Raw genomic sequence first — 13,404 nt, forward strand, 5'->3', positions numbered from 1 at the left:
CGGACGCGGCGGTCAGGCGTACTTGCGCAGCTCGGCGCGGCCCAGCGAGCGCAGGTGCACCTCGTCGGGCCCGTCCGCGAGCCGCAGCGAGCGCGCCCCGGCCAGCCACCCGGCCAGCGGCAGGTCCTGGCTCACCCCGGCGGCGCCGTGCGCCTGGACGGCCCGGTCCAGGATCCGCTCCACCGTGCGCGGGGTGGCGATCTTGATCGCCTGGATCTCGGTGTGCGCGCCCTTGTTGCCCACCGTGTCCATCAGCCAGGCCGTCTTGAGCACCAGCAGCCGCAGCTGCTCGATCTCCACCCGCGACTCGGCGATCCACTCGCGCACCACGCCCTGGGCGGCCAGCGGGCGCCCGAACGCGGTGCGCTCCAGCACCCGGCGGCAGGTCAGCTCCAGGGCCCGCTCGGCCATGCCGATCAGCCGCATGCAGTGGTGGATGCGGCCCGGCCCCAGGCGGGCCTGGGCGATCGCGAACCCCTCGCCCTCGCCACCGACGAGGTTCTCCGCCGGCACCCGCACGTCCTCGAAGACCACCTCGGCGTGCCCGCCGTGGTCGCCGTCGCTGTAGCCGTACACCGTCATGCCGCGCACGACCGTCAGCCCGGGGGTGTCGCGGGGGACCAGGATCATGCTCTGCTGGCGGTGCCGCTCGGCGTCCGGGTCGGTCTTGCCCATGACGATGAAGACCGCGCACTCGGGGTTGAGCGCGCCGGTGATGAACCACTTGCGCCCGTTGACGACGTACTCGTCGCCGTCGCGGACGATGCTCGTGCCGATGTTGGTGGCGTCGGAGGAGGCCACCGCGGGCTCGGTCATCGCGAACGCCGAGCGGATCTCGGCGTTCAGCAGCGGGTCCAGCCACCGCTTCTTCTGCTCGGGGGTGCCGAACATGGTCAGCACCTCCATGTTCCCGGTGTCGGGGGCGGCGCAGTTGAGCGCGATCGGGCCCAGCCGGGGGCTGCGCCCGGTGATCTCGGCCAGCGGCGCGTAGGCGAGGTTGCTCAGCCCGCCGTGCTCGGGGTGCCCGGCCAGGAAGAGGTTCCACAGGCCGCGTTCGCGCGCCTTCTCCTGGAGCACGCGCACCACCGGTGCGGTGGACCAGGGGTCCTCTCGCGCGGCCAGCTGCTCCTCCAGCACGGGCTCGGCCGGGTACACGTGCTCGTCCATGAAGGCGAGCAGCCGTTCGCGCAGCTCCTCGGTCTCCCCGTCGAAGGCGAAGTCCATCGTTCAGTCCTCCTTGAGCATGGAGTGGGCGGCGGCCACCAGGGGGGCGACCACCTCGCCGATCCGGTCGAAGCCGGCGCCCACGGTCAGTCCCTGCGTGTGGCGGAAGTGGATGCCCTCGGCGATCACCGCGAGCTTGAAGCAGCCGAAGGCCACGTACCAGCCCAGCCGGGACACGTCCCGGCCGGTGGAGCGCGCGTACAGCGCCACCAGCTCCTCGGCCGAGGGGTAGCCCTCCGCCGAGGTCGCCTGCGGCACCCCCGCGTCCACGGGGCGCTCCTGGTAGACGAGCATCAGGCCCAGGTCGACCAGCGGGTCGCCCAGGGTCGCCATCTCCCAGTCCAGGACGGCGGAGATGCCGCCCTCCCCGGTGACCAGCACGTTGTCGAGCCGGTAGTCGCCGTGCACGATCGCGGGGGCCGACTGCTCGGGCAGCGTCCGGGCCAGCTTCTCGTGCAGCTCGTCGATGCCGGGGATGTCGCGGCTGCGGGAGGCGTCCAGCTGCTTGCGCCAGCGCCGCACCTGCCGCTCCAGGAACCCCTCGGGGCGGCCGAAGTCGCCCAGGCCGATCTCCGCGGGGTCCACCGCGTGCAGGTCGCCCAGCGTGGTGATGAGCGCCTCGGCGACCGCGCGGGTCCCCTCGGGGCCCAGCGGGGCGATCTGGTCGCGGGTGCGCATCGGGGTCCCCGCCACGTGCTCCATGACGTAGAACGGGGCGCCCAGCACCCCGGTGTCCTCGCACAGCAGGTGGGTGCGCGGCACCGGGACGGCGGTGTCGCGCAGCGCCGTCATCACCCGGTACTCGCGCGCCATGTCGTGCGCGGTGGCGAGCACGTGGCCCAGCGGCGGGCGGCGCACCACCCAGGAGCCGGTGCCGTCGGTGACCAGGTAGGTGAGGTTGGACTTGCCGCCCGTGATCACCCGTCCCGTCAGCGGCCCGCCGACCAGCCCGGGCGCGGCCAGGTCCAGGTGCGCGCGCAGCCGCGTCAGGTCGAGCCCGGGCAGTTCCTCAGTCATGCGTTCCCTCGTTGTCGAACACCTTGGCCTGCAGCCGCCGCATCCCCGCCAGCCAGCGGTCGGGGTCGGCGGCGCGGCCCGCGTAGTAGTCGGCGACCTGCGGGTGGGGCAGGATCAGGAAGCGGCCGTCGGCCATCCCCTCCAGGACGGCGTCGGCGACCTCCTCGGGGGTGATCGCGTCCCCGGCCAGGATCGCCTTGCCCTGCGGCCCGCTCCCCTCCAGCAGGTCGGTGCGCACGCCCAGCGGGCACACGCACTGGACGGTGACGCCGCGGTCCCCGTAGGTCGCCGACATCCACTCGCCGAAGGAGAGGGCGGCGTGCTTGGTCACCGAGTACGGGGCGCTGCCCAGCATGGTGAGCAGGCCGGCCGCCGACACGGTGCCGATGAAGTGCCCGCGGCCGCGCTCCAGCCAGCCGGGCAGCAGCTCGCGTGCGGCGCGCACGTGTGCCATCACGTTGACCTGCCAGGCCAGGTCCCAGTCCGCCTCGGGGGCCTCGGGGCCGCCGCCGACGCCCACACCGGCGTTGGCGACGTACAGGTCGATGCCGCCCAGGTGGGCCGCGGCCTCGGCGATCAGGGAGGTGACCCCGGCCTCGCCGGCGGCGTCGCCGGGGACGGCCACCCCGCCGATCTCGGCGGCCACGGCGGAGGCGGCGTTCGCGTCGAGGTCGTTGACGACGACCCTCGCGCCGGCGGAGGCCAGCCGGCGGGCCAGGGCGGCGCCGATGCCGTTCCCGGCGCCGGTGACGACGGCGCCGATCCCGTTGAGGTCCATCACACGCCTCCGGTCAGGGTGAGGCCGCCGTCCAGGACGAGGGTGCGTCCGGTGACCCAGGAGGCGTCGTCGGAGAGCAGGAAGGCCACGGCGGCCGCGACGTCCCCGGGGTCGCCCAGGCGGTCCATGGGGTACTGGGCGGCGACCTTCTCCTCGCGGCCCTCGTAGAGGGCGGCGGCGAACCTGGTCTTGACGACGGCCGGGGCCACGCCGTTGACCCGCACCGAGGGGGCCAGCTCCACGGCGAGCTCCTCGGTGATGTGGATGAGCATGGCCTTGGTGGCACCGTAGAAGCCGATCCCCGGGGCGGGCTTGATCCCGGCGATGGAGGAGACGTTGACGATGGCGCCGCCGTGCTCGGCCATCCACGCCTTGTACGCCTTCTGCACCCAGGAGATCGCGGAGAGGGCGTTGACCTCGAAGATCTTGCGGGCGGCGTCGAGGTCGAGGTCGACCATGCGGCCGTACACCGGGTTGATGCCGGTGTTGTTGACGAACATGTCGACGCCGCCGAAGGCCTCCAGGGTGGCGGCGATGGCCGCGTCCTGGTGCTCGGGGTCGTCGGCGCGGCCCGCGACGCCGATGGCGTGCTCGGGGCCTCCCAGGGACTCGACGGCCTCCTGGAGGGGCTCGGGCTTGCGCGCGGTGATGCACACGCGGGCGCCGTCGTCGACGAGGCGCCGCGCGATGGCCAGGCCGATGCCGCGGCTGGCACCGGTGACGATGGCGGTTCGGCCGCCGAACCGGGAAGTCATCACATTCTCCTTAGACCGACTGGTCGGTATGCTCCTGTGGACTCTATGCCCACGGGAAGCGCGCCGCAAGGGGCGCGCGGGACGCGGGAACGGCACAATGGCCCCTGCGGTCCGCGCGGGACCGCGGCAGCGATACACGAAAGGCTCCCGCCATGGCGACCGAGGTGGCCGACGCCCCCGAGAACAAGCGCTACGAGATCCGTGTCGACGGCGAGGTGGCCGGCTTCGCCGAGTACATCCTCACCGACGGGCTCATCACCTTCACCCACACCGAGATCGACCCGGCCCACGAGGGCCGGGGACTGGGCGGGGCGCTGGTCCGCGGCGTCCTGGACGACGTGCGCGGCCGCGACCTGGACGTGCTCCCGCTGTGCCCGTTCGTCAAGGGGTGGATCCAGCGCCACCCCGACTACACGGACCTGGTGTACGGGGCCTCCGAGAGGTGAGCGCGGGGGCCCGTGTCCGGGGACGCGGGCCCCCACCGTTCCGGTGCGGTAATTCGGACATTTCATGATCTACGTTGTCAAGGTGTCGATTCCGGTCACCACGGTTCGCGGCGGCGCCGGATTCAGGCGGTGGGGTCGAGCAGGAGCTTGCCGATCGTGCCCCGCGAACGCAGCGCCTCGTGCGCTTCCCGGGCCTGCGCCAGCGGGTGGACCCCGCCGGTGACCGTCCTCAGGTCCCCGTCGGCCACCAGCGTGAACATCTCCGCCATCGCCTGGCCCATGACGTCCCCCGGCAGCATCCACACGTGCGGCAGCCACATCCCGGCCACCGTCGTGGAGAACCGCATCAGGTTGGGCAGCTTGACCGGGGAGGGGAGCTCTCGCGAGGCCATGCCGTAGAAGGCCAGCCGCCCGAACGGGGCCAGGGCGCGCACGCTCTCGTCGGTGACCCGGCCGCCCACCATGTCCAGCACGACGTCCACCCGGCGGCCGCCGTTGGCCTCGATCAGCGCCGCCGTCATGTCCGGGGCCGCGGAGTCCACGACGGCGTCCGCGCCCAGGTCCAGGGCCAGGTCGCGCTTGTCCGCGCTGCTCGCCACCGCGATCACCCGGCCCGCGCCGAACAACCGGGCCAGCTGCACGGCCAGGGTGCCCACCCCGCCCGCGGCGGCGTGCACCACCACGGACTCGCCGGGCTGCATACGGGCGCTCTTGCGCAGCAGGACCCAGGCGGTGGCGCCCTGGACGACGAGGGCCAAGGCGGCCTCGTCGGTGACGCCCTCGGGGATGTCGTAGGCCGTGTTCGGGTCGACCACGGCCTTCTCCGCGTAGCCGCCGCCGGTGGTCAGGGCGACGATCCGGCGGCCGTCGGCGGTGCGTCCGGCCACCTCCGAGCCCGGCACCATCGGGAGGGTAGCGGGCGCCAGATAGCTGTTCTCGGCCTGGTGGGTGTCCGCGTAGTTGATCCCGGCCCGGGTCACCTCGACCAGCAGCTCGCGCGGTCCCGGCTCGGGGTCGGGGAGTTCGGTGAGGGTGAGGACCTCGGGTCCGCCGAACTCCGTGATCTGAATGGCGCGCATGGCGGGTCTCCGTTCGTCCGTGTCATACCGACCGGGTGGTATGTTACCCGCCGGTCGCCCGGATGTCCTCCCCGGAGGCCGGGGGGCTTGCGCCAAGTTACCTAACGCTGTTAGGTGTGGTGTGGGCCACAGGAAGAGGGAAGAGGAGAGTGCGGCAGTGACCGAGAACATGGTGACGACGACCGGCGGCCGGGTCCGCGGCACGGCCTCGCCCCGCTCCGAGGACGGGACCGTCATCGTCCACCGGAGCATCCCCTACGCGGCCGCGCCCTTCGGCGAGCACCGGTTCGTCGCCCCCGCGCCCCCCGTTCCCTGGGACGGGGTCCGGGACTGCACCGCGTTCGGGCCGCCCGCCCCCCAGCGCCCCCACCTCGTCGGCGCGGCCGCCTGGTCGCCCGAGATGTCCGGCGACTGCCTCACCCTCAGCGTCTGGAGCTCCGCCCGGCCCGGCGACCGCGCCCCCGTCCTGGTGTGGATCCACGGCGGCGCCTACATCGTCGGCGCCTCCTCCGAACCCGCCTACGACGGCACCCGGCTGGCCGAGAGCGGCCTGGTCGTGGTCGGCGTCAACTACCGGGTCGGCTTCGAGGGCTTCGGCCACGTCCCCGGCCGCCCCGACAACCGCGGCCTGCTGGACCAGGCCGCCGCGCTGCGCTGGGTCCGCGACAACATCGAGGGCTTCGGCGGCGACCCCGGCAACGTCACCGTCGCCGGGGAGTCGGCCGGGGCCGGGTCGGTGGTGTGCCTGATGGCCTCACCCGGCGCGCGGGGCCTCTTCCGCCGCGCCGTCGCCCACAGCGTGCCCGGTGACACGCTCACCACCGCGACGGCCCGGTCCGTCGGCGAGCGCGTCGCCGCGGCCGCCGGGGTGCCGTACGAGGCCGAGAGCCTGGCCGCGCTGTCTCCGGAGAAGGTGCTGGACGCGGTCGACGCGGTCCTGGAGGCCGCGCCCTCCGCCGGCTTCAAGACCTTCACCTGCTTCGCGCCCGTGGTCGGCGGGCCGGAGCTGCCGGAGGAGCCGCTGGCCGCGGCCGCCGGCGGCGCGGGGGCCGGGGTCGACCTGCTCCTCGGGCACAACGCGCACGAGTTCCGGCTGTTCACCGAGCTCGGCGGAGAGACGCGGATCGACCGGGAGGAGGTCCTGCACCGGCTCGTGTCCAGGCTGGGGCTGCGCGGGGACGCCCTGGAGGTCTACCGGGCCGCCCACCCCGGCGCGCCCGTGCGCGAGCTGTTCAACGTGATCCAGGGGGACGCCCTGTTCTGCGAGTACACCGTCCGCTTCGCCGAGGAGCACGCCCGGGCCGGGGGCCGCGCGTTCCTCTTCCGGTTCGCCGCCGAGAGCACGGTGATGGACGGCCGCCTGGGCGCCTGCCACGCCCTGGACCTGCCGTTCGCGTTCGGCAACCTGGACGGCGACTTCGGGGCGTTCCTGTTCGAGGGCGGGCCGGGGGAGGAGCACCACGCCCTGTCGGCGCGGATGGTCGCCGCCTGGCGCGACTTCGCGGCCACCGGCGACCCGGGCTGGCCCGCCGTCACCGCCGGGGCCACGGCGGTCAAGGAGTGGAACACCCCCGACGCCCTGCACCCGGCGCCGGTCGCCCCGGCCCGCGAGGTGTGGGCGGACGTGGCCATCGTCCCCCGGTAGGCGTCCCGGACGCCCTCCCGTGCCGCAGGGGCCCGGAGGGGACGCCCTCAGGGGAGGCCGCGGCCGTGGACCCTCCGCCGCTCGGCGGAAGGGCGAGGACGTCGGCGCGGGGCCGAGGATCCCCGCCCCCGCCCCCGCCCCCGCCCCTGCCCCCGCCCCCGGACCGGGGGCGGGGGCGCGAACGCGCCCGCGGCGGAGGTCCGAAAGGCGCGGCCTAGCGGCCGAGCCCGGCGCGGCGCAGCGCGTCGGCCATCGCCCCCTGCGGGGCGGCCTGCTGCCCGCCGCGCCGCCGCCGCCCGCGTTGCCTCCGCGGCCGCCGCCCCGACTGCCGCCGCGGTCGCCGCGGCGCCGGTCGCCCTGGCCGCCGCCACCGCGCTCGTTCCGGTCCCCGCGGCGGTCCCGCCCGCCGCCCGCCGGGGCGTCGTCGGTGAGGCGCATGGTCAGCGAGATCCGCTTGCGCGGGATGTCGACGTCCTGCACCTTGACCTTGACGATGTCGCCGGGCTTGACGACCTCGCGCGGGTCCTGCACGAACCTGTCCGACATCGCCGACACGTGCACCAGGCCGTCCTGGTGGACGCCCACGTCGACGAACGCGCCGAACGCCGCCACGTTGGTGACCACGCCCTCCAGGACCATCCCCGGGGCCAGGTCGCCCAGCGTCTCCACGCCCTCCTTGAAGGTGGCGGTGGTGAACGCCGGACGCGGGTCGCGGCCGGGCTTGTCCAGCTCGGCGAGGATGTCGGTGACCGTCGGCAGGCCGAAGGTCTCGTCCACGAACTCCTGCGGGCGCACCTTGGTCAGCACGTCCTTGTTGCCGATGAGCGAGGGCAGGTCGACCCCGGTCCGGTCCAGGATGCGGCGCACCACCGGGTAGGCCTCGGGGTGCACGGCGGAGGCGTCCAGCGGGTCGTCGCCGCCGGGCACCCGCAGGAAGCCCGCGCACTGCTCGAACGCCTTGGGGCCCAGGCGCGGCACCGATTTGAGCTGCTCGCGGGTGCGGAAGGGGCCGTTGGCGTCGCGGTGGGAGACGATGTTGCGGGCCAGGGTGGAGGTGATGCCCGACACCCGGGTCAGCAGCGGCACGGAGGCGGTGTTGACGTCCACGCCGACGCCGTTCACGCAGTCCTCGACCACGGCGTCCAGGGAGCGCGACAGCTTGGCCTCGGCCAGGTCGTGCTGGTACTGGCCGACGCCGATCGACTTGGGATCGATCTTGACCAGCTCGGCCAGCGGGTCCTGCAGCCGGCGGGCGATGGAGGCGGCGCCGCGCAGCGACACGTCCAGGTCGGGCAGCTCCTCGGAGGCGTAGGCGGAGGCCGAGTACACCGAGGCGCCCGCCTCCGAGACCATCACCTTGGTCAGGGACAGCTCGGGGTGGCGCTTGAGCAGGTCGGCGGCCAGGCGGTCGGTCTCGCGGGAGGCGGTGCCGTTGCCGATGGCGACCAGGTCGACCCCGTGCGCTCTGCACAGCCGGGCCAGCCGTTCGATGGAGCCGTCCCAGTCGTGGCGGGGCGCGTGCGGGTAGACCGTGTCGGTGGCGACGACCTTGCCGGTGGGGTCGCAGACGGCGACCTTCACGCCGGTGCGCAGGCCCGGGTCCAGGCCCAGGGTGGCGCGGGTGCCGGCGGGGGCGGCCAGCAGCAGGTCGCGCAGGTTGGCGGCGAACACGTTCACGCCGTCGTCCTCGGCCCGCTGCCACAGGCGCATCCGGACGTCGATGTCGAGCCGGACCAGGATGCGGGTGCGCCAGGCCCAGCGGACGGTCTCCTGGAGCCAGCGGTCGGCGGGGCGGCCGCGGTCCACGATGCCGAAGTGGTGGGCGATGGCGTTCTCGTAGCTGCTCCGGGGAACGGTGCCGTCGGGGTTCTCGGCCGGGGCCTCCTCGGGCTCCAGGGAGAGGGTGAGGACCTCCTCCTTCTCGCCCCGGTACATGGCCAGGACCCGGTGGGAGGGCAGGGCGGTGAGGGGCTCGGAGAAGTCGAAGTAGTCGGAGAACTTGGCGCCGGACTCCTCCTTGCCCTCGCGGACGGCGGAGACCAGGCGGCCCTTCTCCCACAGGCGCTCGCGCAGCAGGCCGGTGAGGTCGGCGTCCTCGGCGAAGCGCTCCACGAGGATGGAGCGGGCGCCGTCGAGGGCGGCCTTGGTGTCGGCGACGCCCCTGTCGGCGTCGACGTAGGCGGCGGCGGTCTCCTGCGGGTCCAGGCCCGGGTCGCCGATCAGCGCCTCGGCCAGCGGTTCGAGCCCGGCCTCGCGGGCGATCTGGGCCTTGGTGCGGCGCTTGGGCTTGTAGGGGAGGTAGATGTCCTCCACGCGGGCCTTGGAGTCGGCCTCCAGGATGCTCCGCTCCAGGTCCTCGGTCAGCTTGCCCTGGGACCGGATCGACTCCAGGACGGCGGCCTTGCGTTCGTCGAGCTCCCGCAGGTAGCGCAGGCGCTCTTCCAGGGCGCGCAGCTGGGCGTCGTCCAGGGCGCCGGTGGCCTCCTTGCGGTAGCGGGCGATGAAGGGCACGGTCGACCCGCCGTCGAGGAGGTCGACGGCGGCCTTGACCTGGTGGGCGCCGACGCCGAGCTCCTCGGCGATGCGCTGGTCGATCGTGGGTGTCGCAGGGGTCGTCACTGGTGTGTGTCCACTCGTCGGGTGTTCGGTGCGGGCCCATTCTGCTGTCGCGGGCGGACATTGTCATTTCGGCCGCGCCCGACGTCGGCGCGGGCCGCCGGGCCCGGGAGCGGACGGTTCGGGACGAAGGCGGACGATGCGCGCGGCGGGGTCCGGGGCGGGAGCGGGGTGTCGAGGGGGCGGGGCGCCGGAGCCGGGCGGTCAGCCCTCTCCGCCGAGGTAGTCCGGGGCGTAGTACTCGTCCAGGGGGACCGGGCCGCGGTAGCCCTGGCACATGCACTGGCGGTAGGTGGAGCTCTGCGAGCCGGTCCAGCGGCCGGGGATGACCACCTGGGTCTGGCACTTCTTGGTCTGCTGGTCGTGGAAGACGAGGTGGTGGCCGCAGCCGCACAGGGGCTGGGGGGCGCGGTCGCCGGGGTTCAGGGCCCGGGCCTGCTCCTGTTTGCGCTGCTCGGCGACGGCCTCCCGGGCCTGGCGTCTCGTGACGACGCGGCCGACGACGAAGCCGCCCAGAGCGATCGCCGCACCGAACACCATGGAGAACGGATCCATTCGCCGCCACCCCTTCTCTCGCCCCGCGGCCCCGCGCGCGGGGCCCTCGTCCCATTGTGACCCATCGTCCTGTGGGACGACCGGGCCCCCGCGCGGGTTCCCCGGGAGGGTGTGTCGCCGTGACCACGGAGGGTGCTGCCAAGAAATATTTGCATACACAGCTTTGCAAAGAAATCTTTGGGATAGGTTCGCGGTATCCCCGAAAGGAGCCGCGATGACCTCCCCGCCCCCCGGGACCCCCGCCCGCGACGACCGCCTCGGCGGTGCCTTCCACCGCCTGCTGGCCGCCTCCGGGCTGACCAACCTCGGCGACGGCATGCTCGCCACCGCGCTGCCGCTGATCGCCGCGACCCTCACCCACGACCCGCTGGCCGTCGCCGGGCTGCTGGTCGTCCGGTTCCTGCCCTGGCTGCTGGTCGCCCCCTTCGCCGGGGTGCTGCTGGACCGGGTCGACCGCCTGCGCGCCATGGCGGCGGCCAACGCGGTCGCCGCCGCGGCCGTCGCGGTGCTGGCAGCGGTCGTCGCCTCGGGCCGCGTCGAGATGTGGGTCCTGTACGCGGTCCTGTTCGTGGTGATCACCTGTGAGACCGTCTCGGACCCGGCCGCCCGGATCAGCGTGGCCCGGCTGGTGCCGGGGCGGCTGCTGGACCGGGCCAACGGCAGGCAGGAGGGCATGCACCTGGTGGCCCAGGACTGCCTGGCCAAGCCGGTCGCCGGGCTGCTGTTCGCGGTCGCGGCCCTGCTGCCGGTGGCCGGGGTCGCCCTCTCCTACGCCCTGTGCGCCGTGCTCGTGTTCACCGTCGTCCGGCTGCTGCGCCGGCGCCCGGACCTCGACGGCGACGCGGCCGCGGACGGGCCGGCGGCCCCGGGGCCGGGGGCGGGGGTGCTGGCCTCCCTGCGCGAGGGGCTGGGCCACGCGTTCGGCGACCGCCTCATCCGCCGCATGATGTTCACCAACGCCGGGACCATGGCCGGCATCCAGATGGGCACCGCCGTGATGGTGCTGCACGTCCGGCAGGTGCTGGAGGTCCCGGCCGCCCTCTACGGCGTGTTCCTGGCGGCCGTCGCCGTCGGCGGGATCCTCGGGGCGATGGTGGCCGCCCGGCTGGTGCTCGCCGTGGGCCGCCGGACCGTGATGACGGCCGGCTACCTGGGCATGGGGCTGGGGCTGGCCGCCATGGCGTTCACCACCCACGCCGTTCCGGCCGCCGCGGCCTGGGCGCTGGTCGGCGTGTCCATGACCACCTCCAACATCGCCGGGTCGGTGTTCTTCCAGACCGTCGTCCCCGACCACCTGCGCGGCCGGGTGTCCGCGGCCTTCCGCACCGTCGGGTGGGGCACGGCCCCGGCGGGCGCGTTCGCCGGCGGGCTGCTGGGCCGGATCGACCTCGCGCTGCCCTACCTGGCCGGCGGCCTGCTCATGGTCGCCACGGTCCTGGTCTTCCGGCGCACCATCGCCGAGTGCGCCCGGCTGTGCGACGAGGCCGCCGCCCGCCTGGCCGGGGCCGACCGTTGAGGGGGCCGGTGCGGCACGCGTTCGACCGCTACGGTGAACCCATGCCCGACGCACCCCGGACCGACGACGAGGACGCCTTCCCCGAGGAGGGCGAGCAGCTGCAGGTGGACGCCAGCGCCCTGCGCGGCCTGGCCCACCCGCTGCGCGGACGCCTCCTGGAGGAGCTGACCCGCAACGGCCCCGCCACCGCCACCATCCTGGGCCGGCGCCTGGGGGAGAGCAGCGGCGCCACCAGCTACCACCTGCGCCAGCTGTCCCGGTTCGGGTTCATCGACGCCGCCCCCGGCCGCTCCGGGGGCCGGGAGCGGTGGTGGCGCATCCGGCCCGGCGGCTGGAACATGAAGGGCCACGAGTTCCTCGCCGACCCGCGCACCCGGGCGGCCGCCGAGGCGGTCCTGGGCCGCTACTACCACCAGCGCGAGGAGCACTTCCGGGACTGGCGGGAACTGGTGGGCGAACGGCCGGACGACCCGGACGTGCGCCGCTGGAAGGACGCGGCGACCGACTCCCTGTCGCACGCGCGGATGACGCCGGAGGAGGCACGGGAGTTCGCCGCGGCGCTGTACGGCTTCCTGCGCGACTACGGGCGCCGTTTCGAGGGTCGCACCCCCGGGGACCACCCCGACACCGAGAGCGTCGAGGTGCAGGTCAACATCTTCCCCGTGCTGCCGCCGCTGCGGGAGCGGCCGGAGCGGGACGGGGACTCCTAGGGCGTGTTCGGTGGATGCTTTCGAGCGTTTCGGCGCTTGCGTCGAATGCCGGGAGCGGCCGCGAGGCGATCTCTCGCAAGACGGCCGGCGCAGGTCAGCCCGGGTTCGGCTGTCCGAGCGCGGGCGGCGCGGCGAGAGGAGGCCTCGCGGCCGCGACCCGGAATGATCCGCCGAACACGCCCTAGCCGTCGCGGAGCTTCTTGAGGGTCGCCACGTCGGCGGCGTGCGGCCCGGCCGGGCCGGGGGTCTCGACCACGATCGGCACCCCCGCGCTCACCGGGTGGACGAACAGCTCCCCGAAGGCGTCGGCGCCGATGAACCCGGCCCCGATGTTCTCGTGCCGGTCCCTGTTGCTGCCGCACGGGGCCTTGGAGTCGTTGCCGTGGATCACCCGCAGCCGGTCGGCGCCCACCACCTCGCCGAACCGGTCCAGCGCGGTGCGCATCCCCTCCCGGGTGGAGATGTCGTGCCCGGCGGCGAACAGGTGGGCGGTGTCCAGGCACACGCCCGCGTTCGGGTGCCACTCCAGCGCCTCGAAGTAGGGCACCAGGTCGTCCACGGTCGCGCACAGCACCTGGCCCTGCCCGGCCATCGGCTCCAGCAGCACCGGCGGGACGTCCTCGCCCAGGCGCTCCAGCAGCGGCAGCAGCCGCTCCCGCATGCGGGCCAGCCCCGCCTCCCGGCCGCCCGACACCGCCGAGCCGGTGTGCACGACCACGCCCAGCGCCCCGATCGCGGCGGACCGGCGCAGCGCGTGCTCCAGGGAGGCCACCGACTTCTCGGCCACCTGCTCGTCGGGGGTGCCCGGGTTGATCAGGTAGGGCGCGTGGACGAACACCGGCAGCCCGGCGCCGGCCCGTTCGCGCATCCGCGCGTCCTGGGCCGGGTCGCCCCCGTTGGTCGCCCAGCCGCGCGGGTTGGACACGAACACCTGGACGGTCTCGGCGTCGATCTCGGCCGCGTAGGCCAGGCCCTTGTCGGCCATGCCGCCGGCGACCGGGACGTGTGCGCCGACCGGGGACGGGGGCCGCGGGGAGCGGGTGCGCTGCGTTGTACTCATGCT

General features: G+C 74.3%; 11 protein-coding genes and 1 pseudogene. 4 read left to right on the top strand and 8 right to left on the bottom strand.

All coding sequences use genetic code 11. The annotated features are described in order from the left end of the window. Positions 1-12: 12 nt before the first annotated feature. The 4 genes from K1J57_RS20185 to K1J57_RS20200 are packed head-to-tail and all read right to left on the bottom strand — an operon-like array spanning position 13 to position 3,774. Positions 13-1,224, bottom strand: a complete 1,212-nt coding sequence (locus K1J57_RS20185) for an acyl-CoA dehydrogenase family protein (RefSeq protein ID WP_220560135.1) — start codon at positions 1,222-1,224, stop codon at positions 13-15. A 3-nt stretch (positions 1,225-1,227) separates the two neighbouring features. Beyond that, positions 1,228-2,241 (bottom strand): phosphotransferase family protein, encoded by a 1,014-nt coding sequence (locus tag K1J57_RS20190; protein ID WP_220560136.1) that lies wholly within the window; start codon positions 2,239-2,241, stop codon positions 1,228-1,230. Then, on the bottom strand, positions 2,234-3,019 hold the full coding sequence (locus tag K1J57_RS20195; RefSeq protein WP_220560138.1) for an SDR family oxidoreductase: 786 nt from the start codon (positions 3,017-3,019) through the stop codon (positions 2,234-2,236). The genes K1J57_RS20190 and K1J57_RS20195 overlap by 8 nt, the downstream gene beginning before the upstream one ends. Beyond that, positions 3,019-3,774 carry an SDR family oxidoreductase gene (locus K1J57_RS20200; protein ID WP_220560139.1) on the bottom strand — a complete coding sequence of 252 codons (756 nt, stop codon included), beginning with the start codon at positions 3,772-3,774 and terminating at the stop codon, positions 3,019-3,021. The genes K1J57_RS20195 and K1J57_RS20200 overlap by 1 nt, the downstream gene beginning before the upstream one ends. A gap of 152 nt (positions 3,775-3,926) precedes the next feature. Here K1J57_RS20200 and K1J57_RS20205 point away from each other — a divergent pair, with 152 nt between their 5' ends. Continuing rightward, the gene (locus tag K1J57_RS20205) at positions 3,927-4,220 is read left to right on the top strand and encodes a GNAT family N-acetyltransferase (protein WP_220560140.1); all 294 of its coding nucleotides are present in this window, start codon (positions 3,927-3,929) and stop codon (positions 4,218-4,220) included. A 122-nt stretch (positions 4,221-4,342) separates the two neighbouring features. On the opposite strand, the gene K1J57_RS20210 is transcribed toward K1J57_RS20205, so the two are convergent. Then, positions 4,343-5,299, bottom strand: a complete 957-nt coding sequence (locus tag K1J57_RS20210) for an NADPH:quinone oxidoreductase family protein (protein ID WP_220560141.1) — start codon at positions 5,297-5,299, stop codon at positions 4,343-4,345. A gap of 169 nt (positions 5,300-5,468) precedes the next feature. Between K1J57_RS20210 and K1J57_RS20215 the strand changes: the two genes are divergently transcribed. Next, positions 5,469-6,944, top strand: coding sequence for a carboxylesterase/lipase family protein (locus K1J57_RS20215; protein ID WP_220565668.1), 1,476 nt, complete (start codon positions 5,469-5,471; stop codon positions 6,942-6,944). A 214-nt stretch (positions 6,945-7,158) separates the two neighbouring features. On the opposite strand, the pseudogene K1J57_RS20220 reads toward K1J57_RS20215, so the two are convergent. Together K1J57_RS20220 and K1J57_RS20225 are read right to left on the bottom strand one after the other, a co-directional pair. After that, positions 7,159-9,563 (bottom strand): annotated as a pseudogene (locus K1J57_RS20220) (Tex family protein). A gap of 201 nt (positions 9,564-9,764) precedes the next feature. Beyond that, positions 9,765-10,115: a hypothetical protein gene (locus K1J57_RS20225; protein ID WP_220560142.1), complete on the bottom strand. Its 351-nt coding sequence runs from the start codon at positions 10,113-10,115 to the stop codon at positions 9,765-9,767. A 214-nt stretch (positions 10,116-10,329) separates the two neighbouring features. Between K1J57_RS20225 and K1J57_RS20230 the strand changes: the two genes are divergently transcribed. Beyond that, the gene (locus K1J57_RS20230) at positions 10,330-11,631 is read left to right on the top strand and encodes an MFS transporter (RefSeq protein ID WP_220560143.1); all 1,302 of its coding nucleotides are present in this window, start codon (positions 10,330-10,332) and stop codon (positions 11,629-11,631) included. Between the two features lie 41 nt (positions 11,632-11,672). Next, the gene (locus K1J57_RS20235) at positions 11,673-12,341 is read left to right on the top strand and encodes a helix-turn-helix transcriptional regulator (protein ID WP_220560145.1); all 669 of its coding nucleotides are present in this window, start codon (positions 11,673-11,675) and stop codon (positions 12,339-12,341) included. Positions 12,342-12,522: 181 nt separating this feature from the next. On the opposite strand, the gene K1J57_RS20240 is transcribed toward K1J57_RS20235, so the two are convergent. Beyond that, entirely contained in the window at positions 12,523-13,401 is an 879-nt protein-coding gene (locus K1J57_RS20240) for a deoxyribonuclease IV (protein WP_220560146.1), read from the bottom strand. Positions 13,402-13,404 lie beyond the last annotated feature (3 nt).

Source organism: Nocardiopsis sp. MT53, from assembly GCF_019598965.1.
Taxonomy (GTDB): Bacteria; Actinomycetota; Actinomycetes; order Streptosporangiales; family Streptosporangiaceae; genus Nocardiopsis; species Nocardiopsis changdeensis.

Bases quoted from the DNA above. Each gene is read 5' to 3' on its own strand.
- K1J57_RS20185 (WP_220560135.1), bottom strand. From the start codon at position 1,224: ATGGACTTCGCCTTCGACGGGGAGACCGAGGAGCTGCGCGAACGGCTG.
- K1J57_RS20190 (WP_220560136.1), bottom strand. From the start codon at position 2,241: ATGACTGAGGAACTGCCCGGGCTCGACCTGACGCGGCTGCGCGCGCAC.
- K1J57_RS20195 (WP_220560138.1), bottom strand. From the start codon at position 3,019: ATGGACCTCAACGGGATCGGCGCCGTCGTCACCGGCGCCGGGAACGGC.
- K1J57_RS20200 (WP_220560139.1), bottom strand. From the start codon at position 3,774: ATGACTTCCCGGTTCGGCGGCCGAACCGCCATCGTCACCGGTGCCAGC.
- K1J57_RS20205 (WP_220560140.1), top strand. From the start codon at position 3,927: ATGGCGACCGAGGTGGCCGACGCCCCCGAGAACAAGCGCTACGAGATC.
- K1J57_RS20210 (WP_220560141.1), bottom strand. From the start codon at position 5,299: ATGCGCGCCATTCAGATCACGGAGTTCGGCGGACCCGAGGTCCTCACC.
- K1J57_RS20215 (WP_220565668.1), top strand. From the start codon at position 5,469: ATGGTGACGACGACCGGCGGCCGGGTCCGCGGCACGGCCTCGCCCCGC.
- K1J57_RS20225 (WP_220560142.1), bottom strand. From the start codon at position 10,115: ATGGATCCGTTCTCCATGGTGTTCGGTGCGGCGATCGCTCTGGGCGGC.
- K1J57_RS20230 (WP_220560143.1), top strand. From the start codon at position 10,330: ATGACCTCCCCGCCCCCCGGGACCCCCGCCCGCGACGACCGCCTCGGC.
- K1J57_RS20235 (WP_220560145.1), top strand. From the start codon at position 11,673: ATGCCCGACGCACCCCGGACCGACGACGAGGACGCCTTCCCCGAGGAG.
- K1J57_RS20240 (WP_220560146.1), bottom strand. From the start codon at position 13,401: ATGAGTACAACGCAGCGCACCCGCTCCCCGCGGCCCCCGTCCCCGGTC.